This is a genomic window from Bacteroides sp. AM07-18, from assembly GCF_003602695.1.
Classification (GTDB): domain Bacteria; phylum Bacteroidota; class Bacteroidia; order Bacteroidales; family Bacteroidaceae; genus Bacteroides; species Bacteroides uniformis.
The window spans coordinates 779,170-803,783 of the sequence record NZ_QTLM01000001.1 but is presented as its reverse complement, the minus strand read 5'-3'; the positions used below and the strand labels follow the sequence as shown (position 1 = coordinate 803,783).

The window sequence follows — 24,614 nt, the reverse complement described above, 5'->3', positions numbered from 1 at the left end:
AGCCTCCGTGTCTGATAAGGATACGGAGGCTTTGTTCGTTTATATACCTCCGGAACTGCTCCCCTTAATCCCTGTCATGCGTTGTTGCATACGTATTTTTCTGCTTCTTTTGTCATTCTTTTGTTATCATTACAGAACAAAGTTGGTGTAAAATGAGTTTTTTTTGGAAGAGCAAGAACTTTTCTTCCTTTCTTTCTATTCAATATCAAATGGATTTTTGTAAATTTGGCGTGAATCTAATAGGAAGGGAAAAAATCACGCAATTAATATTGTAATATAAATCATATAATAACTCCTGCAAATATGGAAAACAAGATTCAAGAGCTGACCGATAAGATCTACCGCGAAGGCGTAGAGAAAGGAAACGAAGAGGCACAGAAACTTATCGCAAAAGCTCAGGAAGAAGCCAAGAGAATTATAGAGGATGCTCACAAGGAAGCGGATTCTATCGTGGCTACCGCTCATAAGTCTGCCGATGAACTGGCAGAGAATACAAAATCTGAATTAAAGTTGTTTGCCGGTCAGGCTGTGAATGCTCTGAAGTCCGAAATCGCTACGTTGGTGACGGACAACATTGTGAATGCCGATGTAAAGGCATTTGCTGCAAACAAGGATTATCTTAATGCCTTCATCGTTGCATTGGCGTCCAAATGGAGTGTGAACGAACCAATCGTTATCTCTACTGCCGATGCGGAAGGCTTGACAAAATATTTCGCAGCGAAGGCGAAAGACCTGCTGGACAAGGGTGTGAAGATTGAGCAAGTGAATGGCATCAAAACCTTGTTCTCCGTATCGCCTGCCGATGGTTCGTACAAGGTGAACTTTGGCGAAGAAGAATTTATGAATTACTTCAAGGAATTCCTGCGTCCGCAATTAGTGGAAATGCTGTTCTAAAAACTCCCACAGGATTATGAGTAAATACTATTACTTGGTAGCCGGTTTGCCTGAACTTACTCTGGAAGACAGTAAACTGAGCTATACAGTAGCCGATTTCAAGACGGAACTATATCCTGCCTTGTCGGAAGATGATAAAAAGTTGATAGATTTGTTTTATCTGAAATTCGATAATGCGAATGTCTTGAAACTATTGAAGGATAAGGATGCTGCCATCGACCCGCGCGGAAACTATTCGTCGGAGGAACTGGCGGAATATATCTCACAACTGAAGGATGGCGACGAAGTCTCTGACAGTGTATTCCCATCTTATCTCTCTACGTTCATTTCCGAATACTTCAGCCTGCCTGCCGAGGACGGTTTCTTGTATGAAGACCGCCTGGCAGCGCTCTATTACGCCTATGCTATGGAATGCAGGAATCAGTTTGTGTCTTCCTGGTTTGGCTTCAACCTCACTCTCAATAATATATTGGTGGCGCTCACAGCACGTAAGTTCAAGCTGGACATTGCTCCGCTGATTGTGGGTGATACGGAAGTGTGCGAGGCTCTGCGTACTTCCAATGCCCGTGACTTCGGTCTGGGTACTGAGGTGGATTATCTGGAGCAGCTGGTGAAAATCAGTGAGACGGAGGAACTGGTGGACCGGGAAAAGAAGCTGGACCAGCTTCGCTGGGACTGGATGGAGGAGGCCACATTCTTCGATTACTTTACCGTGGAACGTCTGTTTGTCTTCCTGCTACAGCTGGAGATGATAGAACGGTGGATTTCGTTGGATAAAGAGAAGGGTAACCAACTGTTCCGCAGCATTATCGCTGCCTTGAAAGACGAGGTGCAGATACCCGCAGAATTCAGATAAAATAAACAACTAAAAATATATGGCAACAAAAGGAACTGTTAGTGGCGTAATAGCCAACATGGTGACCCTCGTCGTCGACGGACCGGTAGCGCAGAATGAGATTTGTTATATCTCGACCGGAGGAGACAAGTTGATGGCGGAGGTGATTAAGGTAGTAGGTACCCAGGTCTACGTGCAGGTATTTGAGAGTACCCGCGGACTGAAAGTGGGGGCCGAAGCTGAGTTTACCGGACATATGCTCGAAGTAACACTGGGGCCCGGTATGCTTTCGAAGAACTACGACGGTCTGCAAAACGACCTCGATAAGATGGACGGTGTTTTCTTGAAACGCGGGCAATATACCTATCCGCTGGATAAAGGAAGCAAATGGCATTTTGTGCCTTTGGCAAAGGTGGGCGACCAAGTGGAAGCCGCTGCCTGGCTGGGACAAGTGGACGAAAACTTCCAACCTCTGAAAATCATGGTGCCTTTTGAACAGAAAGGTGTGTGCACCGTGAAATCCATTGCAAAGGAAGGTGATTACAGCATTGAGGATACCATTGCAGTGCTGACGGATAGCGAAGGTAATGACATCCGGGTGAACATGATACAGAAATGGCCCGTGAAGCGCGCCATGACCAACTATAAGGAAAAACCGCGTCCTTTCAAATTGCTGGAAACCGGTGTGCGTGTAATCGACACCGTAAACCCGATTGTGGAAGGTGGTACGGGTTTTATCCCCGGTCCGTTCGGTACTGGAAAAACGGTGCTTCAGCATGCCATTTCAAAACAAGCGGAAGCGGACATCGTAATCATCGCTGCCTGCGGTGAGCGTGCCAACGAGGTTGTGGAAATCTTTACAGAATTCCCCGAATTGGTTGACCCGCATACGGGACGGAAGCTGATGGAACGTACGATTATCATTGCCAATACTTCGAACATGCCGGTGGCTGCCCGTGAGGCATCTGTCTACACGGCTATGACGATTGCAGAATACTACCGAAGCATGGGATTGAAGGTACTGCTGATGGCGGACTCCACTTCACGTTGGGCGCAGGCATTGCGCGAGATGTCCAACCGTATGGAGGAGTTGCCCGGTCCCGATGCCTTCCCGATGGACTTGTCCTCCATCATCTCCAACTTCTACGGCCGTGCGGGTTATGTGAAGCTGAACAACGGCGAGTCCGGTTCCATTACTTTCATCGGTACGGTATCGCCTGCCGGTGGTAACTTGAAGGAGCCGGTAACCGAGAATACGAAGAAGGTGGCACGCTGCTTCTATGCCCTTGAGCAAGACCGTGCCGACAAGAAGCGTTATCCTGCCGTAAACCCGATTGACTCGTATTCCAAATATATAGAATACCCTGAATTTGAAGAGTATATCACCAAGCACATCAATGGTGAGTGGATTGGCAAGGTGAATGAAATCAAGACCCGTTTGCAGCGTGGTAAGGAGATTGCCGAGCAAATCAACATCTTGGGTGACGACGGTGTGCCCGTAGAGTATCACGTGACTTTCTGGAAATCGGAATTGATTGACTTCGTTATTCTGCAGCAGGATGCCTTTGATGAAATTGATGCCGTGACCCCGATGGAGCGTCAGGAGGAGATTCTGAATATGGTAATAGAAATCTGTCATACAGAATTTGAGTTCGACAACTTCAACGAAGTAATGGATTACTTCAAGAAAATGATTAACATCTGTAAGCAGATGAACTACTCGAAGTTTAAGTCGGAAGAATACGACAAGTTCCATAAGCAGTTGCAGGAACTGGTTGAGGAACGTAAAGCCTAAGGATGTACTATGTGACTATTTACAATTTACTATTTGCCTTGCGGATGCAGGTGTACGGAGGTTGTAGATAGGAAAATAGTAGAATAGGATGGCAGAGATTTAAATAGTAAATAGTAAATTGCTAAATTGTAAATAAATAGATGGCAACAAAAGCATTTCAAAAAATATATACCAAGATTACTCAGATTACGAAAGCTACGTGTTCGCTGAAGGCAACCGGAGTGGGGTATGACGAGTTGGCGACCGTAAACGGCAAGCTGGCCCAGGTGGTGAAGATTGCCGGTGACGAAGTGACTTTGCAGGTGTTTGAGGGTACGGAAGGTATTCCCACCAATGCAGAGGTAGTATTCTTGGGCAAGGCTCCTACAATCAAAGTGAGCGAGCAGCTTGCCGGACGCTTCTTCAACGCCTTTGGCGACCCCATCGACGGTGGTCCGGCCATTGAAGGCGAGGAGGTGGAAATTGGCGGTCCATCCGTGAATCCGGTGCGCCGTAAGCAGCCCTCGGAACTGATTGCAACCGGTATTGCAGGTATCGACTTGAACAATACGCTGGTGTCCGGACAGAAGATTCCGTTCTTTGCCGACCCCGACCAGCCCTTCAACCAGGTGATGGCGAATGTGGCTCTGCGTGCGGAGACTGACAAGATTATCCTTGGCGGTATGGGTATGACGAACGATGATTACCTTTACTTCAAGAACGTATTCTCCAATGCCGGTGCGCTCGACCGTATCGTCAGCTTTATGAATACCACCGAGAATCCTCCGGTAGAGCGTCTGCTGATTCCGGATATGGCACTGACGGCGGCCGAGTATTTTGCTGTAAACAATAATGAAAAGGTGCTGGTGCTGCTGACGGATATGACTTCCTACGCCGATGCGCTCGCCATCGTGTCCAACCGTATGGACCAGATTCCTTCGAAGGACTCCATGCCGGGTTCCCTTTATTCGGACTTGGCGAAGATATACGAAAAGGCGGTGCAGTTCCCAAGCGGCGGTTCCATCACGATTATTGCGGTGACGACTCTGTCCGGTGGCGACATTACGCATGCCGTGCCCGACAATACGGGTTATATCACGGAAGGCCAGTTGTTCCTCCGTCGTGACAGCGACATCGGTAAGGTTATCGTTGACCCGTTCCGTTCCTTGTCCCGTCTGAAACAGCTTGTTACGGGCAAAAAGACACGTAAGGACCATCCGCAGGTGATGAATGCCGCTGTACGTCTGTACGCCGATGCCGCCAACGCCAAAACCAAGCTTGAAAACGGTTTCGACCTGACGAACTACGACGAACGTACCCTTGCCTTTGCCAAGGACTACTCCAACCAACTGCTGGCCATCGACGTCAACCTCGATACCACAGAGATGCTCGATGTGGCATGGAGTCTGTTCGGCAAGTATTTCCGTCCGGAAGAGGTGAATATCAAGAAAGAGCTTGTGGACCAGTTCTGGCCGAAAGCAAACTAAATAAATGTACGATTAGACGATTTACGGTTTACGATTGATATTACTGAAATTGTAAATCTGTAAATTGAGAAATTGAGTAGCTTCAGTCGTCTAATCGTAAATCGTTAAATCGTAAATAAAATGGCTATTAAGTTTCAATATAACAAAACCTCGCTTCAGCAACTCGAAAAGCAACTGAAGGTGCGCGTGCGTACACTCCCCATTATTAAGAATAAGGAGAGTGCCCTGCGTATGGAAGTGAAGCGCTGCAAGGGAGACGCTGCCGCGTTGGACGCGAGGTTGGAAAAGGAAATCCAAGCTTACGAAGCCATGTTCGCCCTTTGGAATGAGTTCGACGCTTCATTGATAAAGGTCAGCGATGTTCATCTCGGTGTAAAGAAGATTGCCGGTGTACGGGTGCCGTTGCTCGAGAATGTAGATTTCGAGATACGCCCTTACAGCTTGTTCAATGCGCCCAAATGGTATGCAGACGGGCTGCATTTGCTTAAGTCACTGGCACATACTGCCATCGAGCGTGAATTTACTGTTGCCAAGTTGAACTTGTTGGAACATGCGCGTAAAAAGACCACCCAGAAGGTGAATCTTTTTGAGAAAGTACAGATTCCGGGTTATCAGGATGCTCTGCGCAAAATCAAGCGGTTTATGGAAGACGAGGAGAACCTTTCCAAGTCATCGCAGAAAATCATGAAATCCCATCAGGAGAAAAGGAAGGAGGCAGAGGCATGATTACGAAAATGAAGAAGCTCACGTTCCTTGTGTATCATAAGGAGTACGAAGCATTTCTGGCACAAATCCGGGAACTGGGCGTGGTGCACGTTGTGGAAAGGCAGTGCGGCGAGATGGACGACACCTTGCAGCAATTCATGCAGAAGCGTACGCTCTACAAGAATATGCTTCAGAGCATGCACACCCTGGCAGACAAACAGCCGGAAGAAAAGGTGCATAAAGAGTTGTCGGCCGATGCTCTGGTGAAATTCTACGAGGACTTGCAGGCGCGGATACAAGACTTGAACCAGCAGATTCCCGCCATCGACAAGGATGTGGCGCAGATGGAAGTCTGGGGCGATTTCGATTGGAGAGCCATCCGCAAGCTGGAAGATGCTGGTTGGTTCGTGCAGTTCTATACCTGCCCGGAGAAAGACTATAACGAAGCGTGGGCAGAGGACTACAATGCCATCGTGGTGAAAGAGAACGGCGGACATCTTTATTTCGTGACCGTCACTCCCCAACCGGTAGAACTGGATGTGGAACCGCTCCGTCTGCCTTCACTCAGCCTCTCCGAACTGAGCCGGAAGAAAGCCGAAACGGAAGAGGCCCTTGTGCAGGCACATGCCGGATTGAAAGAATTCTGCAAAGCGAATTACTGCACGTTGGAGAAGTACAACCTACAGCTCCAGGAAGAGATAGACCTGCTGAAAGTCAAGCTGAACAGCGAACATATGGCAGAAGGTGCCGTAGTGTTGATGGAAGGCTGGATTCCCGAAGACTGCGAGGCGGATGTGAGGAAACTTCTCGATGAAAGCGGCACTTATTATGAGATAAGGGCTGCCAAGCGCGAGGACAATGCTCCCATCAAGCTGAAAAACAACGCCTATACACGCATGTACGAAGTGCTTACCAAAATGTACGGTATGCCCGAATATGCCGAGTTCGACCCGACACCGATACTTGCGCCATTCTTCTCGCTCTTCTTTGCTTTCTGTATGGGAGATGCGGGCTACGGTCTGGTACTGATTGCACTCGGGTTCATTTTGAAAAGGAAGATGTCCAAGTCCATGAAAGGCATGATGAACCTGGTGATTACGTTGGGTATATTTACGTCCGTCATCGGTGCCATATTGGGAACCTTCTTCGGTGTAAGCCTCTTTGACCTGGAGATACCCGCCAAACTGAAGGAATTCATGATTGTGGGTAAGATAGGTGAGACTACCTATGACAAGCAAATGCTGCTGGCGTTGATTATCGGTGCGGTGCACATCTGCATTGCCATGACGGTGAAGGCCGTGGGACAGACCGTTCGTTTCGGCTTCAAGGAGTCGCTCAGTGCTTGGGGATGGCTGTTGCTGGTGGTGGGATTTATCTGCACCGGCGGACTTTCCTTCTTCAAAATAATTTCGGAAGACGTGTCTACGTGGGCATTTATCGTGATTGGCGGTGTTTCTGCCATCGGTATCTACCTGCTGAACAATATCCACCGGAATGTATTTGTCAACATCGGTGCCGGAGTATGGGATACCTATAACATGGCAACCGGATTGATGGGCGATATACTTTCCTACATCCGTCTCTATGCCCTCGGCTTGGCAGGCGGTATGCTTGGAGGCGTGTTCAACCAGCTTGCCTTCATGGTGAACGATGCTGCAGGTCCGGCCCTGGGATGGCTGTTCTGCGGTCTGATACTGATATTCGGGCATACGCTGAACATTGCCATGTCTTGTCTGAGTGCCTTTGTACACCCGCTCCGTCTGACATTTGTGGAATACTTCAAGAATTCCGGTTACGAAGGTAAGGGCGAAGCCTATAAACCTTTTACAGTAGTAAAGAAATAAACAAATTAAAAAACAAATAAAAATAGAAACATTATGAATGAAATTTTAGGTTATCTCGGTCTGGGCCTGATGTTGGCCCTTGCAGGAATTGGCAGTTGCTTCGGTACAACTATCGCCGGTAGTGCGGCAGAAGGTGCGTTGAAGAAAGACCCTTCCAAGTCAGCAAGTTATATGATTTTGTCAGCCCTTCCGGCTACGCAGGGACTTTACGGTTTCGTGGCTTTCCTGATGTCTATGGGCAGGGATTTTGCGACAGACGGTCCTTTGATGCTGGGCATCGGATTGGGTGTCGGACTGGTATGTCTGTTCTCCGCTATCCGTCAGGGACAGATTTGTGCTAGCGGTATTGTGGGTATCTCCCAGGGACACGACGTACAGACCAATACAATGATTTACGCCGCGCTTCCTGAATTCTACGCTATTTTGGCGCTGGTAGCTGCATTGATGGTATAATCCGGATTATAAGAAAATAAACCCCAGGGATTTACAATTGAAATTCCTGGGGTTTTTTGTTTAAATTCCTGGGGCTTCAACTGAAAACTCCAGGAATTCTTTTTTGAAACTTCGGGAATTTTAGACGAAAAATGCATGGATGGGCGAGCCAATGGGGCTTTTGTGGCTAAACTATGACATTCCGCAAACGATTGTTTATGCATATTTAATCAGTTTTTTCGATTAAAAGGCTATTTTTCAAAGAATAATACGTACTTTTGCAGCCGTAATTAAGACAAAGAGATTATAACATAATATGACTAAAGAACTACTTACCCCCGATTACATCTTCGAAGCGAGTTGGGAAGTGTGTAATAAAGTAGGCGGTATCTATACAGTTTTGTCTACAAGGGCAAATACTTTACAGACTAAATTTCGCGATAGATTATTCTTTATAGGGCCGGATTTCTGGCAGGGAAAAGAGAACCCTTTGTTCATTGAGTCTGATAACCTTTGTGCAGCGTGGAAAAAACATGCAGCGTTGAAAGACAATCTTTCCGTCCGCGTAGGTCGCTGGAACATTCCGGGAGAACCTATTGTTATATTGGTTGATTTCCAACCGTTCTTTGCAGAAAAAAATGAGATTTATACAGAAATGTGGAACCGCTATCAGGTGGATTCACTGCATGGATATGGTGATTATGACGAAGCATCCATGTTTGCTTTCGCTACCGGCAAGGTGATAGAGAGCTTCTATCGCTATAATTTGACGGAAACGGACAAAGTGGTGTTCCAGGCACACGAGTGGATGACCGGCATGGCCGCCCTCTATCTTCAGTCTGCCGTTCCCGAGATAGGGACTATCTTCACCACCCATGCCACGTCCATCGGCCGCTCCATAGCTGGCAACAACAAGCCGCTTTACGATTATCTTTTCGCCTACAACGGCGACCAGATGGCGGAGGAGCTGAACATGCAGTCCAAACATTCCATTGAAAAGCAGACGGCCCACTATGTGGACTGTTTCACCACTGTGAGCGAAATCACAAACAACGAATGCAGGGAATTGCTTGACAAGCCTGCGGATGTTGTGCTGATGAACGGTTTTGAAGATGATTTTGTACCGAAAGGCGCCACCTTTACCGGCAAGCGCAAACGTGCCCGTTCCACCATGCTGCGTGTGGCAAACTGCCTGCTGGGTGAGGACTTGGGCGACGATACGCTGATTATCGGTACCAGCGGACGCTATGAGTTCAAAAATAAGGGTATCGATGTGTTCCTGGAATCATTGAACCGGCTGAACCGCGATAAAGATTTAAAGAAGAAAGTATTGGCGTTTGTCAACGTGCCCAGCTGGGTGGGAGACCCCCGCGAGGACTTGCAGAAGCGCTTGAAGAGCAAAGATAAGTTCACCGAACCGTTGCAGTGTCCTTTCATCACCCACTGGCTGCACAATATGACGCACGACCAGGTGCTGGATATGCTGAAATACCTCGGTATGGGCAATCGTCCCGAAGATAAGGTGAAAGTAATTTTTGTACCTTGCTATCAGGATGGTCACGATGGCATCCTCAACAAGCATTATTATGACTTGATTTTAGGCGAGGACCTCAGTGTCTATCCGTCCTATTATGAACCGTGGGGATATACCCCGCTGGAGAGCGTGGCTTTCCGGGTGCCTACCATCACCACCGACCTTGCCGGTTTCGGACTTTGGGTGAACAGCCTGAAAAACCAGCATGGCATAAACGACGGAGTGGAAGTGCTGCACCGTTCGGACTATAACTATTCCGAAGTGGCAGACGGCATCAAGGACACCGTAGCCTTGTTCTCTACCAAGACGGAAGCCGAAATCAAGGAAATACGCAAGCGTGCAGGCCAGGTGGCAGAGCAGGCTTTGTGGAAGCACTTTATACAATATTATTACGAGGCTTACGACATTGCACTGCGCAATGCCATGAAGCGTCAACTAAAATAAAAGAATTATTAATCAATTAGTTATCATACAATGAAGATTAAAGTTAGTAATGTAAACACTCCTAACTGGAAAGATGTGAATGTGAAATCGCACATTCCCGCCGAACTGGAGAAACTGTCTGAACTGGCACATAACATCTGGTGGGCATGGAATTATGAAGCCACCGAACTGTTCAGAGACCTTGACCCTGCTCTCTGGAAAGAAGTGGGACAGAACCCCGTACTTCTGCTGGAACGTATGAGTTATGCTAAACTCGAGGCACTCGCAAATGACAAAGTTATTCTGCGCAGAATGGATGACGTATACTCCAAGTTCCGCACATACATGGATGTGAAGCCTGACAGCAAGCGCCCGTCCGTGGCTTATTTCAGTATGGAGTATGGTTTGAGCCATGTACTTAAGATATATTCCGGCGGTCTGGGTGTACTTGCCGGTGACTACCTGAAAGAAGCTTCCGATAGCAACGCCGACTTGTGTGCAATCGGTTTCCTGTACCGCTACGGTTACTTTACACAAACATTGTCTATGGACGGCCAGCAGATTGCCAATTACGAGGCACAGAACTTTGGCCAGTTGCCCATCGACCGTGTATTGGATGAGAAGGGCGAGCAGATGGTAGTGGATGTTCCTTATCTGGACTACTACGTGCATGCTTATGTGTGGAGAGTGAACGTTGGACGTATCTCTCTCTATCTGCTTGATACTGATAATGAAATGAACAGCGAGTTCGACCGTTCCATCACTCACCAGCTGTATGGCGGTGACTGGGAAAACCGCTTGAAGCAGGAAATCCTGCTCGGTATCGGTGGTATTCTGACGCTGAAGAAGCTGGGCATCAAGAAAGATATCTATCACTGCAACGAAGGACATGCTGCTTTAATCAACGTACAGCGCATCTGTGACTACGTGGCCGAAGGTCTGACTTACGACCAGGCTATCGAGCTGGTACGTGCTTCTTCTCTCTATACTGTACATACTCCGGTTCCTGCCGGTCACGACTACTTCGACGAAGGCCTTTTCGGCAAGTACATGGGCGGCTATCCTTCAAGAATGGGTATCAGCTGGGACGACCTGATGGACCTCGGACGTAACAATCCGGGCGACAAGGGTGAACGTTTCTGTATGTCTGTATTCGCTTGCAACACTTCTCAGGAGGTGAACGGTGTGAGCTGGCTGCACGGAAAGGTTTCCCAGGAGATGTTCGCTTCCATCTGGAAGGGTTACTTCCCCGAAGAAAGCCATGTGGGCTACGTTACCAACGGTGTACACTTCCCCACTTGGAGCGCTACGGAGTGGAAACATCTCTATGCTGCGCATTTTGATGAGAACTTCCTCTACGACCAGTCCAACCCCAAGATTTGGGAGGCTATCTATAACGTGTCCGACGAAGAAATCTGGAAGACGCGCATGGTGATGAAGAACAAACTGATTGACTATGTTCGCAAGCAATACCGTGAAACTTGGTTGAAGAACCAGGGTGACCCTTCACGCATCGTTTCCCTGCTGGACAAAATCAATCCGAACGCTCTGCTGATAGGTTTCGGACGCCGTTTCGCTACCTACAAGCGTGCACACTTGCTGTTCACCGACCTCGACCGTCTGGCCAAGATTGTGAACAACCCCGACTATCCGGTACAGTTCCTCTTTACCGGTAAGGCTCACCCGCACGATGGTGCCGGCCAGGGCTTGATTAAGAGAATCATCGAGATTTCCCGTCGTCCGGAGTTCCTGGGCAAGATTATCTTCCTGGAAAATTATGACATGCAGTTGGCACGTCGCCTCGTTTCAGGTGTGGATATCTGGCTGAACACTCCGACACGTCCGCTCGAAGCATCCGGTACTTCCGGCGAAAAGGCGTTGATGAACGGTGTTGTAAACTTCTCCGTACTCGACGGCTGGTGGTTGGAAGGCTATCGTGAAGGTGCCGGTTGGGCATTGACCGAAAAGCGTACTTACCAGAACCAGGAACATCAGGACCAGCTCGATGCCGCTACTATCTACAGCATTCTTGAGCAAGAAATTCTGCCGTTGTTCTATGCACGCAACAAGAAGGGATATTCTGAAGGTTGGGTGAAGACTATCAAGAACTCCATCGCACAGATTGCTCCCCACTATACAATGAAGCGTCAGCTGGATGACTATTACGACAAGTTCTACATCAAGGAGGCCAAACGTTTCAAGATGCTGGCTGCCGACGGTTGTGCCAAGGCTAAAGAAATAGCTGCTTGGAAGGAAGAAGTTGCCGAGAAGTGGGACAGCATTGAAGTGGTGTCTTGCGAAAAGACCGAAGACCTGGTGAAAGGCTCCATCGAGAGCGGTAAGGAATACACCATTACTTACGTTATCGACGAGAAGGGCTTGAACGATGCTATCGGTCTGGAACTGGTGACTACTTATACGGCTCAGGATGGCAAACAGCACGTTTATTCCGTAGAACCGTTCAATGTAGTGAAGAAAGAAGGTAACCTTTATACTTTCCAAGCTAAGCACAAGATGGAAAATGCGGGTAGCTTCAAGGTTTCTTACCGTATGTTCCCGAAGAATGCAGACCTGCCTCACCGTCAGGACTTCTGCTACGTTCGCTGGTTCGTATAAGAGCATAAAAAAAGATAATGTGCCTGCGGATATGGCGGAACACATTATCTGTTCAGATAAAAGATATCATCTGCATGATGCAGGCAGACCATCCGTTTAAAGTAAACGGATGGTCTGTTTCTTTTCTAGAGCTTGCTTTTTATTTCGGCTGTCCAGGCATCAATGCGTTCGGCGGTTTTGTTACTTTCGTTCACTTCGTCGAGGGGAAGTCCTACGAATGCACCGTCTACCACGGCGATGGAAGAGGAGAAGGAATACCCGTCCGTGCTAACTTTGTTGCCCAAGAAGGTACACCCGCTATCCTTCAGGTCCTCGTAGAGTACTCCGATGCCGTCGCAGAATGTGTCGCAGTAGGATTCGGAGTCACCGCAACCGAATAGGGCTACGAACTTCATGGAAAGGTCGGCGCTCTTCAGTACTTTTACACCGTCATACCAGTCGTCCTGCGGTTCGCCGTCTCCCCAAGTGGAGGTACCTAGAACCAGCACTTCATATTCCTTGATTTTATCGGCGGTCATCTTGTCAACACTATGTACGTCGGTGGAGGAAACTCCCAACTTTTCGGCTATCTGGTTAGCCAACTCTTCGCAGGTTCCGGTACTGGAACCATAAAAAACACCAGTCTTTTTCATTGTAAATAAAGTGATTAAATTGTTTGCTGCAAAGTAAAGGCTTTGCCGGAGAACGTGAAATACCTACATGTAGGGCTTTTAGTGTTGTGCCGCTCCCCATTTCGGGTTAGCTTGTGGCGTGGTTTATAGAGGTCGCGGCTACCTACTAATTGGGATGGCAGACTCTCTTTTTGATGAAAAGTAGGTATTGCCGGATTGTTAAAAATGAAGGACATTTGTACCGGTAATAATAGACAAGTGTTTATGGTTAGATTCGTACATTCCACTCATTCGCAATTCCATCCTTCCGTGGCTGGTAAGTGGCTGGTGTGGGGGACTTTGATGATGCTTCTTGCGGGGGTGGCTATCATTGTTTTTTCGGTATTCTCGCATGATGCACTCGATGCGTGCTGTAATTGCATAATCTGTACTTTCAACCGTGTCCCGAAGGAAGGGGAATATTTATATAACCGCTACCTGCCGGTCATCAGCATGGTGTGGGTGGCGTTTCTGATACTTTTGGTATATGTGGTCCGCTATTGCATGAACAAGAGGAGGTAGCCGGGTGTTCTATAGGTAAAACTGAAAGGAGACTATATGAAAAAGATTGTTTTGCTTCGCCACGGCGAGAGTGCATGGAATAAGGAAAACCGCTTCACGGGGTGGACGGATGTTGATTTGACAGAGAAAGGCGTTGCTGAAGCTGTAAGGGCGGGTGAGCTGCTGGCAGAAAAGGGATTCCGCTTCAAGAAGGCGTATACTTCCTATCTGAAGCGTGCCGTGAAGACACTGGATTGTGTGCTGGACCGCCTCGACCAGGACTGGATTCCGGTGGAGAAATCGTGGAGGTTGAATGAGAAACACTACGGCCAGTTGCAAGGGCTGAACAAGGCAGAGACGGCTGCCAAGTACGGTGACGAGCAGGTGTTGGTATGGCGCCGGAGCTTTGATGTGGCTCCGCATGCATTGGCCGAGGATGACCCGCGTAATCCGCGTTTTGAGGACCGTTATCAAGAAGTGCCCGATGCCGAACTGCCCCGTACGGAGTCGTTGAAAGATACGATTGAGCGTATCATGCCTTACTGGAAATGTGTCATCTTCCCGAATCTGAAGACGGCCGACGAATTGCTGGTAGTGGCTCATGGCAATAGCCTGCGGGGGATTATCAAGCATCTGAAGCATATTTCGGACGATGAAATTGTGCATCTGAACCTGCCTACGGCGGTGCCCTACGTCTTTGAGTTTGACGATGAGCTGAACTTGACGAAAGACTATTTCTTGGGTGATCCCGAGGAGATAAAGAAATTGATGGAGGCTGTGGCCAATCAGGGAAAGAAGAAATGATTTTGGCGCGCGGAAGCGCGCTATTTCTTTATCCTCTCATTCCATGGAGCAGCGTCATGCTGAGCAGTACCCCGACCACTATACAGATGAGGATAAGGAACCAGTTCATGAGCCGTGCGCCCAGCTTGGTTTCCTTGTGCAAGTTCTGGTCAAAGTAGTTCTTGAAGAACAGATAGATGGCAGGAACGGTAGCGCTTGCCAGTAGCAGGTCTTCGGGAATCTTGTAGATGTAGACTTTGGAAAAGGCGATGAGCGCCCAGTGGCAAAGGAACAGAATGACGAGCAGGTTGACCCTGCGCGAGAAAGCCAGCAGCAGCCCGATGGTGAAAACAGCCACCGAGCAGGGCATCACGGTGGTGGTCATCATGGGAAACTCCATTCCGCGTGCCCACGAAAGGAGCGGGTAGAGGAAAGGCATTGCATAGAGTACCCCCACCAGTACCTTGTATTTCGGGTTGCGCTCGAACGGAGTGTAGCCGGTAAACAAATCCCATAGCCACAACAGTGCAATCACTCCCCAGAAGATGGCTAGTATATGGTGGTGTCCGCGCGCTCCGCAATACATCATGTAGTACACGATGGATATCCACCCGTTCAGAAATACCATGTAGATTTTCATGGAGCGCTTTGCCCATAAGGTCGGTTTCCGGTAGAGCTGCGTGGTGAGCAGGATACCTGCTGCGGTGATGAGGAACTGTGCCCACCAGGTGGCCTCGTTGTATTGTGCGATAGTATTCCAGAATATTTCCATTTGTGTCCATTAAAAAAACGGCCGCAAAGGTAGAGTTTTCTGCCGAAAGAATGAAATCGTTTTCTACATTTTGCCTATCTTTGTGCCTCCAAAAAAAATAGGTAAAAAGATTCATGGATAAGACTTTGACTGAACAAGAGATTGCCCTGCTGCGCAGGAAACTCGATTTATTGCTTCGTACCGGACAGCTGCTGGTGGAGAGTGCGGCTGATACAAACCGTGTTGTTCGTAACTTGAACCGTGTTGCCGCCTATCTGGGACTGCCGGAAGAAAAGCTCCACATCGACGTAAGTTATACCATGCTGGTGGTGAATGTGAGCGACGGCCTGCATTCGTTCTCCAAATTCCAGAAATGTGAAAAGCATGGCATCAACATGACTGCCATTTCCGAAATCAGCAAACTGTCCTGGCGGGCTATTGAGAATGACTATTCCCTCGACCAGTATGAGGAGGAACTGGAAAGAATCAAAAACAAGAAGCGGAACTATGTGCCATACGTTGTTGCCATCGGTGCCGGCTTTGCCTGCGGAGGTTTCTGTAAACTGTTCGGTGGTGACTGGATGGCGTTTCTGTTTACCTCTATCTGCGCTTTTGCCGGCTTCCGCGTCCGTGCCCGTTGCATGGAGTTCGGCATCAATCACTATATGAGTATTGCCATTGCCGCATTGATTTCTACCTGTCTGGCCTATGTGTCTTCGTTTGCCGGGCTCTCGGAAACTCCCTATCATCCGTTGTTGGCGTGTGCACTGTTCATCGTTCCGGGGGTGCCGCTGATAAACTTTGTGGATGATATGATTGACAATTATATCCAGGTGGGCATTGTGCGGGCTGTGAATACGGTGCTGATGGTCTGTGCAATGGCCTTCGGCATTGTAATAGCCATGCGCCTGCTGACGGTGGAGGATGTCGTGATTGACAAGAAGTTCAGCGAATTGAGTATGGTGCCTCATGACAGTTATCTGGTGTATGCCATTGCGGCGGCGATAGCTGCCATGGGATTTTCCATGATATTCAACATACAGCGGCGTTTGTTGTGGGTTGTTGCGGTGGGCGGCATCATTGCCGTTTGTACGCGTAACTTTGTCAATTTCGAATTGGGTTACGGACCGGTGATAGGTTCGTTCATGGGCAGCATGGTTGTCAGCCTGATAGCCGTGAAGGCAGTGCATTGGTTCCATGTTCCCAATCACGTACTGACGATTCCTTCTGTCATCCCGATGATTCCGGGAGTGCTGATGTATCGTGCACTTTTCGGGCTTATCAATATGCACGGTGTGGTAGGCGAGGTGACGGCGGTTGTTTCCAACGGCATCACGGCTTCACTGATTATTCTCTGCATAGCGCTGGGAGTGGCGGTGCCCAATATCTTTGCCCGCCGGTATATTGCCAAGGATAGGCAGCGCTTTCTTCAGGAGGAGCTGCAGAAGCGCAGGGAAAGAGGGAAATTTATAGAATGGTGATATAGGTGGAGGGTGTCAAAAAACTCTTAACACTTTCTTTTAGGCGCGGATTACGCGGATTTCACGGATTTTGTTTATTGAATCCGTGTTATTCCGTGTAATTCGCGCCTGATATTATAACATTATAAAAGTGCTCATATATTTTTGAAAACTTCTCTTCTTTTTTAAATGCCCTTTTTCGGATTATAGTGGTAAATGACGGTTTCGCCTTTTTGCAGGGATGTTTGTACGTCAATCAGACGCTGGTTGCGGCTTCCCCGGAAATAGAGTTCCTCATCCCTCAGTTCTTTCTTGAATTTGCCGTCCACCAGTACGTCGATGTACTTCAGCAGTTGGGCTTGGCGCGGGTTGCGCAGTAGTTTTTCGAAAGTATAGCCCGTATAGCACCAGATGTTTTTCCGGCTCCGCTCCTTGATGGCATGTGCCAGTTGGGTGAATCCTTCCGGCTGGAACATCGGGTCTCCACCACTGAAGGTGACGTCTGCAAAGTTGTCGGCAAGGACTTTTTCCAGAATCTCTTCCGTACTCATCCAGTGCCCGCGGTTGATGTCCCACGACTCCGGATTGTGGCAACCGGGACAACCGTTGGGGCATCCGGCAGCATAAATGGCGGTCCGGAAGCCCGGACCGTCTACTGTGGTATCTTCTAAAATATCGAGAATAGAAAGCATGAGTAGGGAATTAATAATTAAAAATTAAAAATTAAACATCGCAGGTAGGAAGCTGAACATTAATCATTAAAAATTAAACGTCAACCATTAAAAATGAAGCTCCGCTTTGCACTGCGCGGCCCTTTAATTTTTAATTTTCAATTATGAACGACCCTGTCGTTCAACTCTGCCAGCTTGGCATTGTTCCAGCGGTCGGTTGTCCCCACCAGGTAGCCGGTGATGCGTTGCAGCTTGTCGATATGCTTGCTGCCGCACTTCGGGCATTCTTCCAGGTTTGGGGTGGAGTTTTCGTGACCGCACTCCAGACAGCGGTTACGGTTGTGGTTTACCGAACCGTAGCCGATGTTGTATCGGTCCATCATGTCCACTACACGCATAATGACTTCCGGATTGTGGGTGGCGTCACCGTCTATCTCCACATAGAAGATGTGTCCGCCGCGGGTCAGTTCATGATAAGGAGCCTCCACTTCCGCTTTGTGGCGGGCGCTGCATTTGTAGTATACGGGCACGTGGTTGGAGTTGGTGTAGTAGTCACGGTCCGTAATGCCCGGCAGCGTGCCGAACTTCTTACGGTCGATGCGGGTGAACTTGCCCGACAGCCCTTCGGCAGGAGTGGCAAGCACGCTGTAGTTGTGCTGGTATTGCTCCGAGAACTGGTTGGCACGGTCGCGCATATAGGTCACGATTTTCAGTCCCAGCTCCTGGGCTTCGCCAGATTCGCCGTGATGTTTTCCGAGCAATGCCACGAGACATTCTGCCAACCCGATGAAACCGATTCCCAGTGTTCCCTGGTTGATGACGGAAGCAATCGTATCGTTCGGTTTCAGCTTCTCGCTGCCTATCCACAAGGCAGACATCAGTAGCGGGAACTGCTTGGCGAAGGCGGTCTTTTGAAACTCCATGCGCTCGTGCAGCTGGCGTGCGGTCACTTCGAGCATACTATCCAACTTGGCAAAGAACCGGGCGATGCGCTGTTCTTTGTCTTCGATGTTCATGCACTCAATGCCCAGACGGACGATGTTGATGGTAGAGAAAGAGATGTTGCCGCGTCCGATGGAGGTCTTCGGTCCGAAACGGTTTTCGAATACACGGGTGCGGCATCCCATGGTGGCAACTTCATGCTGGTAGCGTTTCGGGTCATCGGCTTTCCAGTCCTCGCTTTGGTTGAAGGTGGCGTCCAGGTTCAGGAAGTTCGGGAAGAAACGCCGTGCCGTCACCTTGCAGGCCAGTTGGTAGAGGTCGTAGTTGCGGTCTTCAGGCAGGTAGCTCACACCCCGTTTCTTTTTCCATATCTGGATGGGGAAGATGGCGGTTTCTCCGTTTCCTACCCCTTGATAGGTGCTTTTCAGCAGCTCGCGGATGATGCAGCGCCCCTCGGCAGAGGTGTCTGTGCCGTAGTTGATGGAGCTGAACACCACTTGGTTGCCGCCGCGTGAGTGGATGGTGTTCATGTTATGGATAAACGCCTCCATGGACTGGTGCACGCGCGATACGGTCTTGTTGACAGCATGCTGCACGATGCGGTCCTCGCCCGTCAGTCCGTCCAACGGCTGTAGCAGATAGTCGGCCAGTTCCTTCTGATAGAGATGGGAATAGTCTTTTCCATTCAGTTCTTCCAGGTTCTTGACTTCCTCGATGAAGCTGTTGCGCACGTAGGGGGCAAGGTAGAAATCGAATGCAGGGATGGCTTGTCCGCCGTGCATCTCGTTCTGGGCTGTTTCCAGCGAGATGCATCCCAGGATACTGGCAGTCTCGATGCGTTTGGCCGGGCGCGATTCGCCGTGTCCGGCAGAGAAGCCGTATTTCAGAATATGGTCCAGCGGATGCTGCACGCATGTCAGGCTCTTGGTGGGATAATAATCCTTGTCATGGATGTGCAGATAGTTCTGGGTGACAGCATCCAGCACTTCTTCACTCAGCAGATAGTCGTCCACAAAAGGCTTGGTGGTTTCACTGGCAAACTTCATCATCATGCCTGCCGGGGTATCGGCATTCATGTTGGCATTTTCGCGTGTGATGTCGTTGGACTTGATGTTAATGATTTCCAGGAACATGTCGCGCGTCTTTGCTTTGCGGGCAATGCTTCGCTGGTTGCGGTAAGCGATGTATTTCTGGGCAACGTCCTTGCGGCTGCTCTTCATCAGCTCCACTTCCACCAAATCCTGGATGGCTTCCACCGTCATCTGCGAATCTCCCTTGAAAGAGATGCGGTCCGTAATCTGGTGTATCAGTTGCAGGTCTTCCCCCTTGTCTGTATGCAACATGGCTTTGCGGATGGCCGTTGCTATTTTTTCTTCGTTGAATCCGACGACGCGCCCGTCGCGCTTGAGTACTGTCTGTATCATAACCTTTTATGCTTAAATATGACTGTCTTTTTTAGTTTAATTGCGGAAACAAAGATATTATAGTTATTGATAGGTTTTGCTTTTTGGAAAACTTTTTGTGGTTTAAAAAGTGTTAATCTATTGATTGTTAATGATGTAATTGTTTAAAGTGGAAAACTTCTAATGAAAAATAACTTTTAAAGTTGTTCATTGCTGATTATTATTGCATGCATAAGCATCATCTGATTTCGAAGTGTCAAATGAAGATAAATCTTTTGGGCAGATTGTGAATCTTCGATTTTTTTAGTTATATTTGCAACGAATTGGTTTATTTAAGGTTTTTAGTCCTTGATAATACTTCTTGTTGCCATTCGATTGTATTGCTTTGCTGCTCATGGTATTGGGGCAAAAGTATCATTATTATAATAATCAAAGAAAGGATGAACATGGCAAATGTATTTCCTCCGTTTAAAATTGATATAGCTGGGGCTTTTTGTGTACCTCGTGCATTGAAGGATGTCCGCGAGCAATATCAGAACGGGCAGGTGAGCCGGCAGATATTGCAGGCTGTTGAAGATGCGGAAGTGCGCAGTCTGGTGGAACGGCTGGAGCTGGGAGGCATGAAGGTTGTTTCCGATGGTGGTTTCCGAAGTCGCGATTTTTTGGAAAGCTGGGAGGGTATTTGTTCCAAAGACGGCCGGCCTTTCTCCGAAGGTTCTCCTTTGGAGATTACAGGACGGCTCAGTTTGCTACGGCATCCTATTCTGGAAGAATTCGCATTTCTTGATTCCATTGTGGACGGAGGGGTGATGAAAAAACAGCATATCCCTTCGCCGGCAGAGGTTATGACCCAGATTATTCAACGTGTGGAGCGGACTCAGATAGAAACCGTTTACTCCGACATCCGGCTTTTGACGGATGATATTGCTTCCTGCTACAAATTTTTGCTTACCAAACTTTATGATGCAGGCTGCCGCTACGTCCAGTTCGACGGGGTACATTCGGTGATAATGGAAGATACCATCCGGCTCAACAACCGGGTTTTGCGTGAGCGTCCTGCAGGGATGTATGTTGCATTCCATGCACCGACGGACATGCTGGTGCAACTGCATGGGGCCGATGCTTATTTCCTGAATTACGACTGTGGCGCGTGCGACCGTAACCGTCTGCTCTGGTTCATACACGAGAAGGAAGCGGTGTTCGGTTTCGTGCTGTCCCATTATCCTCAGGAGGACGAGTTGGATGAATTGCAGGCAAAAACCGAAAGTGTATTGAACTATATTCCTTTGAAACGTTTCACTTTATGTCTGCCGGATGCCAATGCGCTTCTTTCGCCTTCGGAGGCCGATGAGGAGAAACAGTGGGAAACCGTAAGGTTGGGGATGGAAATGGCTGCGCGTATCTTCTCTTGAAAAACGCCGCATTCCATCATTCCGAATGCCACACTTCAGCAAGGAAAATGCCACATTTCACAGAGGTAAATGCCATTGATTGGGCCTCGTGAAGTGTGGCATTTCGATTGACGAAGTGTGGCACTCCTTTTTTAGTTTCCGGTGTGTCCGGTTTTATTATTTGACAGCTTCGGCTATCTTTTCCTGAAGCTCGTCACCGTGCAGTCCGCGTGCAAGGATAGTTCCTTCACCGTCAATCAACACAGTGTGGGGGATGCTGCTTACGGCATAAAGCTGTGCGCCTTCGCAGTTCCAGTATTTCAGGTCGGACATTTGCGGCCACGTGATGTTCAGCTTCTTGATGGCTTCTTTCCATGCGTCAGCACTCTGGTCCAGAGATACGCCTACAATCTCGAAGTTCTTGTTCTTATATTTGGCGTAAGCTTCCACCAGGTTGGGCATCTCGCGACGGCAGGGGCCGCACCAGCTTGCCCAGAAGTCAACAAGGACAACTTTGCCCTTGCCTACGTAGTCGGACAGTTTTACCGTTTTTCCTTCCGGCGTCTGCATCTCGAAGTCTGTAAACTTCTGGCCTACGGCAGTGGCTTTCATCTTTTCAACGTTGTTCTTTATCTTGACGATGGCTTCGTCGTTGTCGTAAGCTGCAGGGATTTGGGGCATCAGCGGGTCGAGGTCTGCCACATCCATGTAGTAGTAGTTCTGCTTCAGCAGGAGTACACCCACCGGGTTGGTGATGTTCTTGTTGATGCCGGCTTTGATGGCGGATATCATGCTGTTTTCCAGATTTTCCATCTCTTTGCCTTTAGCCTCGCGTTGTTCGTCGGTCAGTGTGGTGTCCGACATGGATTCGTAGATGCTCATCATTTGTTTGTTCAGACCGTTGATTTGGGCTCTGATTTCCTGGTAGGCATCATTGTTGGCAGTACCGGTGGCAGAGTTGTTTTCCTGCGACAAGTTGATTTTAATCTTGCCGTTTTCCAGGAAGAAGTCGATGGCTGCGCCGTCTTTTCCTTCGGCTTTGTAGGAGATGTAGCGGTTGACAGCAGTATCTTGTGTACCCTTGAAGGTAAATGTTCCATCTTTGATGACAGCAGAGTCCAATTTTACGAATTGGCGTCCTTCCACGGTTTCCAGATATACGGTGTCGCCGTCGGCTGCACCCTCTACAGTTCCGGTTACGGTGTAACCGTTGTTTCCACTGTTACAAGCTGTAAATACAGCGGCTACAGCGAGCAGATAAGTAAACTTTTTCATTGTTTGTTTTTTTAATGAATGATTATAGCTGCAAATATAGTAATAAAAAATCCCCTCCGATATGAACCGGAGAGGATTTTTATAGTTTTAATCCCATTTTTAGCGATAACGCTGTGCTTACTATTATTCGGCAGCAGCTTCTTCAGCAGCAGGGGCTTCTTCGGCAGGAGCCTCTTCGGCCGGTGCTTCGGCAGCGGCTTTTGCAGCAGCTTCAGCAGCTTTCTTTTCAGCCAGTGCTTTTGCTTTTTCTTCGTTTATCTTCTTTTCAGCTTCCAGACGTGCTTTTGCTTCAGCTTTCTTAGCTTCGTCTTCCTTAGCCTTCAGAGCAGCCAAACCGCTTTGTTTGTTGTTCTTCCAGGCTTCGAACTTAGCATCAGCTTCAGCTTCGCCGAATGCGCCTTTCGCTACACCGCCCAGCAAGTGCTTCTTCATGTAAACACCTTCGCGAGAGAGGATGTTACGAACTGTGTCAGTAGGTTGTGCACCCTTCAACACCCAGTCAAGTGCGCGGTCGAACTTCAAATCTACTGTGGCAGGATTGGTGTTAGGATTGTAAGTACCAATCTTCTCAATAAATTTACCATCACGTGGTGCTCTTACGTCTGCAATAACGATAGAGTAGAAAGCGTAGCTTTTACGTCCATGTCTTTGCAATCTGATTTTTGTTGCCATTTAATTAAAATGTTTTTAGTTAATGATTTGAATTATGCTACTATCTCGTAATAGCGAGTGCAAAGGTAAGAAAAGATTTTGAGTTTTGAGTTATGAGTTATGAGTTATTTGTTGGCACGAGGGGTGTTTTTTTTAAATGTTCACACAACGTCACCCATAACTCATCACTTGTCACTCATCCTTCTCCCGAGTATTTCCTGGGGTATCTCAGCAGAATGGCGAGTATGGCGCATGTTCCCATGCAGAAGGGGTAATACAGGTTTCCGATGATGCTGATGGGTGAAATGCCGGCAAGTCCGGAGGCTATCAGCATTTGCGCTCCGTAGGGGATGATTCCTTGCACGAGGCATGAGAAGGTGTCCAGTATGCTGGCTGTTTTCCGGCGGTCCAGGTGGAAGCGGAGGGCGATGTCCTTGGCTATGGGGCCGGTGGTGATGATGGCAATGGTGTTGTTGGCGGTGCAGAGATTGGCGATGCCGACCAGGGCGGCGATGCTGAATTCGGCTCCCCGCTTGCCGCTGACGTGGCGGGTCAGCCGGGAGATGATGAAGTCGATGCCGCCGTTGTAGCGGATGGTCTCGAGCATGCCTCCGGCCAGCAGGGTGATGATGATGAGCTCGCCCATGCCGGTGATGCCCGTTCCCATGGCTCCGAACCAGTCGAAGAAGGCGGTACCGGTATAGATACCGATAATTCCAGTAGAGAGGATGCCCAGCAGCAGTACCAGCATGACATTGACGCCTGCTACGGCCGTACCCAGTACGATGAGGTAGGGGATTACTTTTATCCACTCGATGGTCTGTACTTGTGGTGGGGCAGAGACGGACAGTCCTTGAAAGATATAGATGCCCAGTATGATAAGTGCTGCCGGTACCACAATCATAAAGTTGACGCGGAACTTGTCCCTCATCACGCAGTCCTGCGTCTTGGTCGATGCAATGGTGGTGTCGGATATGAAGGAAAGATTGTCTCCGAAGAACGAGCCTCCCACCACGATGGCAACCATGTAGGGCAGGTCGATGCCCGTCTTTTCCGCCAGCCCCACGGCTACAGGAGTCAGTGCGACGATAGTTCCTACGCTTGTTCCTATCGAGAGGGAGATGAAGCAGGCTGCAATGAAGATGCCCGCCAGCAGCAGGTTGTCCGGCAGTATATGTAGGGTCAGATTTACGGTCGCATCAATGGCGCCCATCTGCTTGGCGCTTTGGGCGAATGCTCCTGCAAGGATGAATATCCATACCATCAGCATGATGTTCTTGTTGCTGGCGCCTACGGAAAACTGATAGATGCGCTGTTCCAGATTCAGGCCGCGCGTGATGGCGATGGCATAGCAGGATGAGGCGAGGAAGGCTACCGTGATGGGGACTTTATAGAAGTCGTTCACCAGGAGCGAGGTCACCAGGTAGAGGCAAAGGAACACCGCCAACGGGCTGAGTGCCCACCAGCCGCCTTTGGTTTTAGGGGTTGTATCGGTTGTTGCTGACATAGTTGTATTGTTTGGTTGAGATTAATGTTTCACCACAGATTTCTATCTTTCAATCAATTCCATGTTAATCGGTGTTATCTGTGGT

At 48.7% G+C, this 24,614-nt stretch carries 20 protein-coding genes; 13 read left to right on the top strand and 7 right to left on the bottom strand.

The window, feature by feature from the left end; genetic code table 11:
• Nucleotides 1-303: 303 nt before the first annotated feature.
• From DW096_RS03570 to DW096_RS03525, 9 genes are all read left to right on the top strand, one after another.
• Complete coding sequence (locus DW096_RS03570; RefSeq protein ID WP_005827382.1) at nt 304-894, top strand: hypothetical protein; 591 nt, start codon at nt 304-306, stop codon at nt 892-894.
• Between the two features lie 16 nt (nt 895-910).
• The gene (locus tag DW096_RS03565) at nt 911-1,750 is read left to right on the top strand and encodes a DUF2764 domain-containing protein (protein WP_005827384.1); all 840 of its coding nucleotides are present in this window, start codon (nt 911-913) and stop codon (nt 1,748-1,750) included.
• A 19-nt stretch (nt 1,751-1,769) separates the two neighbouring features.
• Nucleotides 1,770-3,524, top strand: coding sequence for a V-type ATP synthase subunit A (locus tag DW096_RS03560; protein WP_005827385.1), 1,755 nt, complete (start codon nt 1,770-1,772; stop codon nt 3,522-3,524).
• A gap of 140 nt (nt 3,525-3,664) precedes the next feature.
• Nucleotides 3,665-4,990 carry a V-type ATP synthase subunit B gene (locus tag DW096_RS03555; protein WP_005827389.1) on the top strand — a complete coding sequence of 442 codons (1,326 nt, stop codon included), beginning with the start codon at nt 3,665-3,667 and terminating at the stop codon, nt 4,988-4,990.
• A 120-nt stretch (nt 4,991-5,110) separates the two neighbouring features.
• Nucleotides 5,111-5,716 carry a V-type ATP synthase subunit D gene (locus DW096_RS03550; protein ID WP_005827391.1) on the top strand — a complete coding sequence of 202 codons (606 nt, stop codon included), beginning with the start codon at nt 5,111-5,113 and terminating at the stop codon, nt 5,714-5,716.
• Nucleotides 5,713-7,539, top strand: coding sequence for a V-type ATP synthase subunit I (locus DW096_RS03545; protein WP_118931147.1), 1,827 nt, complete (start codon nt 5,713-5,715; stop codon nt 7,537-7,539). The genes DW096_RS03550 and DW096_RS03545 overlap by 4 nt, the downstream gene beginning before the upstream one ends.
• A gap of 33 nt (nt 7,540-7,572) precedes the next feature.
• On the top strand, nt 7,573-7,992 hold the full coding sequence (locus tag DW096_RS03540; protein ID WP_005827396.1) for an ATPase: 420 nt from the start codon (nt 7,573-7,575) through the stop codon (nt 7,990-7,992).
• Nucleotides 7,993-8,287: 295 nt separating this feature from the next.
• On the top strand, nt 8,288-9,949 hold the full coding sequence (locus tag DW096_RS03530; protein WP_005827398.1) for a glycogen/starch synthase: 1,662 nt from the start codon (nt 8,288-8,290) through the stop codon (nt 9,947-9,949).
• A 30-nt stretch (nt 9,950-9,979) separates the two neighbouring features.
• Nucleotides 9,980-12,544, top strand: coding sequence for a glycosyltransferase family 1 protein (locus tag DW096_RS03525; protein WP_005827401.1), 2,565 nt, complete (start codon nt 9,980-9,982; stop codon nt 12,542-12,544).
• Nucleotides 12,545-12,669: 125 nt separating this feature from the next.
• On the opposite strand, the gene fldA is transcribed toward DW096_RS03525, so the two are convergent.
• Nucleotides 12,670-13,176 (bottom strand): flavodoxin FldA, encoded by a 507-nt coding sequence (gene fldA, locus DW096_RS03520; protein ID WP_118931148.1) that lies wholly within the window; start codon nt 13,174-13,176, stop codon nt 12,670-12,672.
• Nucleotides 13,177-13,419: 243 nt separating this feature from the next.
• Here fldA and DW096_RS03515 point away from each other — a divergent pair, with 243 nt between their 5' ends.
• Together DW096_RS03515 and gpmA are read left to right on the top strand one after the other, a co-directional pair.
• Nucleotides 13,420-13,716: a hypothetical protein gene (locus tag DW096_RS03515; protein WP_005837364.1), complete on the top strand. Its 297-nt coding sequence runs from the start codon at nt 13,420-13,422 to the stop codon at nt 13,714-13,716.
• A gap of 36 nt (nt 13,717-13,752) precedes the next feature.
• Nucleotides 13,753-14,499 (top strand): 2,3-diphosphoglycerate-dependent phosphoglycerate mutase, encoded by a 747-nt coding sequence (gpmA, locus tag DW096_RS03510; RefSeq protein ID WP_005827407.1) that lies wholly within the window; start codon nt 13,753-13,755, stop codon nt 14,497-14,499.
• A 28-nt stretch (nt 14,500-14,527) separates the two neighbouring features.
• Here gpmA and DW096_RS03505 read toward each other — a convergent pair whose 3' ends face one another.
• Nucleotides 14,528-15,250, bottom strand: a complete 723-nt coding sequence (locus DW096_RS03505) for a DUF6064 family protein (protein ID WP_087333072.1) — start codon at nt 15,248-15,250, stop codon at nt 14,528-14,530.
• Between the two features lie 113 nt (nt 15,251-15,363).
• On the opposite strand from DW096_RS03505, the gene DW096_RS03500 reads away from it, so the two are divergent.
• Nucleotides 15,364-16,710 (top strand): threonine/serine exporter ThrE family protein, encoded by a 1,347-nt coding sequence (locus DW096_RS03500; protein ID WP_005827410.1) that lies wholly within the window; start codon nt 15,364-15,366, stop codon nt 16,708-16,710.
• A gap of 164 nt (nt 16,711-16,874) precedes the next feature.
• On the opposite strand, the gene nrdG is transcribed toward DW096_RS03500, so the two are convergent.
• Entirely contained in the window at nt 16,875-17,381 is a 507-nt protein-coding gene (nrdG, locus tag DW096_RS03495; RefSeq protein ID WP_005827412.1) for an anaerobic ribonucleoside-triphosphate reductase activating protein, read from the bottom strand.
• Nucleotides 17,382-17,518: 137 nt separating this feature from the next.
• On the bottom strand, nt 17,519-19,726 hold the full coding sequence (locus DW096_RS03490; RefSeq protein ID WP_035448722.1) for an anaerobic ribonucleoside triphosphate reductase: 2,208 nt from the start codon (nt 19,724-19,726) through the stop codon (nt 17,519-17,521).
• A gap of 419 nt (nt 19,727-20,145) precedes the next feature.
• Between DW096_RS03490 and DW096_RS03485 the strand changes: the two genes are divergently transcribed.
• Nucleotides 20,146-21,117, top strand: a complete 972-nt coding sequence (locus DW096_RS03485; RefSeq protein ID WP_005827419.1) for a hypothetical protein — start codon at nt 20,146-20,148, stop codon at nt 21,115-21,117.
• 156 nt (nt 21,118-21,273) lie between these two features.
• Here the strand turns inward: DW096_RS03485 and DW096_RS03480 are convergent, their stop codons facing one another.
• The 3 genes from DW096_RS03480 to DW096_RS03470 all read right to left on the bottom strand — a co-directional run bounded on the left by DW096_RS03480 (nt 21,274) and on the right by DW096_RS03470 (nt 24,529).
• Nucleotides 21,274-22,371, bottom strand: coding sequence for a TlpA disulfide reductase family protein (locus DW096_RS03480; protein WP_005827423.1), 1,098 nt, complete (start codon nt 22,369-22,371; stop codon nt 21,274-21,276).
• Nucleotides 22,372-22,494: 123 nt separating this feature from the next.
• Entirely contained in the window at nt 22,495-23,043 is a 549-nt protein-coding gene (locus tag DW096_RS03475; protein ID WP_005837359.1) for a 30S ribosomal protein S16, read from the bottom strand.
• 175 nt (nt 23,044-23,218) lie between these two features.
• Complete coding sequence (locus DW096_RS03470) at nt 23,219-24,529, bottom strand: Na+/H+ antiporter NhaC family protein (RefSeq protein ID WP_008664330.1); 1,311 nt, start codon at nt 24,527-24,529, stop codon at nt 23,219-23,221.
• Nucleotides 24,530-24,614 lie beyond the last annotated feature (85 nt).

Coding starts and splice junctions, on each gene's coding strand:
- DW096_RS03470 (WP_008664330.1), bottom strand. CDS start 24,529: ATGTCAGCAACAACCGATACAACCCCTAAAACCAAAGGCGGCTGGTGG.
- gpmA (WP_005827407.1), top strand. CDS start 13,753: ATGAAAAAGATTGTTTTGCTTCGCCACGGCGAGAGTGCATGGAATAAG.
- DW096_RS03565 (WP_005827384.1), top strand. CDS start 911: ATGAGTAAATACTATTACTTGGTAGCCGGTTTGCCTGAACTTACTCTG.
- DW096_RS03515 (WP_005837364.1), top strand. CDS start 13,420: ATGGTTAGATTCGTACATTCCACTCATTCGCAATTCCATCCTTCCGTG.
- DW096_RS03555 (WP_005827389.1), top strand. CDS start 3,665: ATGGCAACAAAAGCATTTCAAAAAATATATACCAAGATTACTCAGATT.
- DW096_RS03505 (WP_087333072.1), bottom strand. CDS start 15,250: ATGGAAATATTCTGGAATACTATCGCACAATACAACGAGGCCACCTGG.
- DW096_RS03540 (WP_005827396.1), top strand. CDS start 7,573: ATGAATGAAATTTTAGGTTATCTCGGTCTGGGCCTGATGTTGGCCCTT.
- DW096_RS03560 (WP_005827385.1), top strand. CDS start 1,770: ATGGCAACAAAAGGAACTGTTAGTGGCGTAATAGCCAACATGGTGACC.
- DW096_RS03485 (WP_005827419.1), top strand. CDS start 20,146: ATGAACATGGCAAATGTATTTCCTCCGTTTAAAATTGATATAGCTGGG.
- DW096_RS03545 (WP_118931147.1), top strand. CDS start 5,713: ATGATTACGAAAATGAAGAAGCTCACGTTCCTTGTGTATCATAAGGAG.
- DW096_RS03480 (WP_005827423.1), bottom strand. CDS start 22,371: ATGAAAAAGTTTACTTATCTGCTCGCTGTAGCCGCTGTATTTACAGCT.
- DW096_RS03490 (WP_035448722.1), bottom strand. CDS start 19,726: ATGATACAGACAGTACTCAAGCGCGACGGGCGCGTCGTCGGATTCAAC.
- DW096_RS03525 (WP_005827401.1), top strand. CDS start 9,980: ATGAAGATTAAAGTTAGTAATGTAAACACTCCTAACTGGAAAGATGTG.
- DW096_RS03500 (WP_005827410.1), top strand. CDS start 15,364: ATGGATAAGACTTTGACTGAACAAGAGATTGCCCTGCTGCGCAGGAAA.
- DW096_RS03475 (WP_005837359.1), bottom strand. CDS start 23,043: ATGGCAACAAAAATCAGATTGCAAAGACATGGACGTAAAAGCTACGCT.
- nrdG (WP_005827412.1), bottom strand. CDS start 17,381: ATGCTTTCTATTCTCGATATTTTAGAAGATACCACAGTAGACGGTCCG.
- DW096_RS03550 (WP_005827391.1), top strand. CDS start 5,111: ATGGCTATTAAGTTTCAATATAACAAAACCTCGCTTCAGCAACTCGAA.
- DW096_RS03570 (WP_005827382.1), top strand. CDS start 304: ATGGAAAACAAGATTCAAGAGCTGACCGATAAGATCTACCGCGAAGGC.
- fldA (WP_118931148.1), bottom strand. CDS start 13,176: ATGAAAAAGACTGGTGTTTTTTATGGTTCCAGTACCGGAACCTGCGAA.
- DW096_RS03530 (WP_005827398.1), top strand. CDS start 8,288: ATGACTAAAGAACTACTTACCCCCGATTACATCTTCGAAGCGAGTTGG.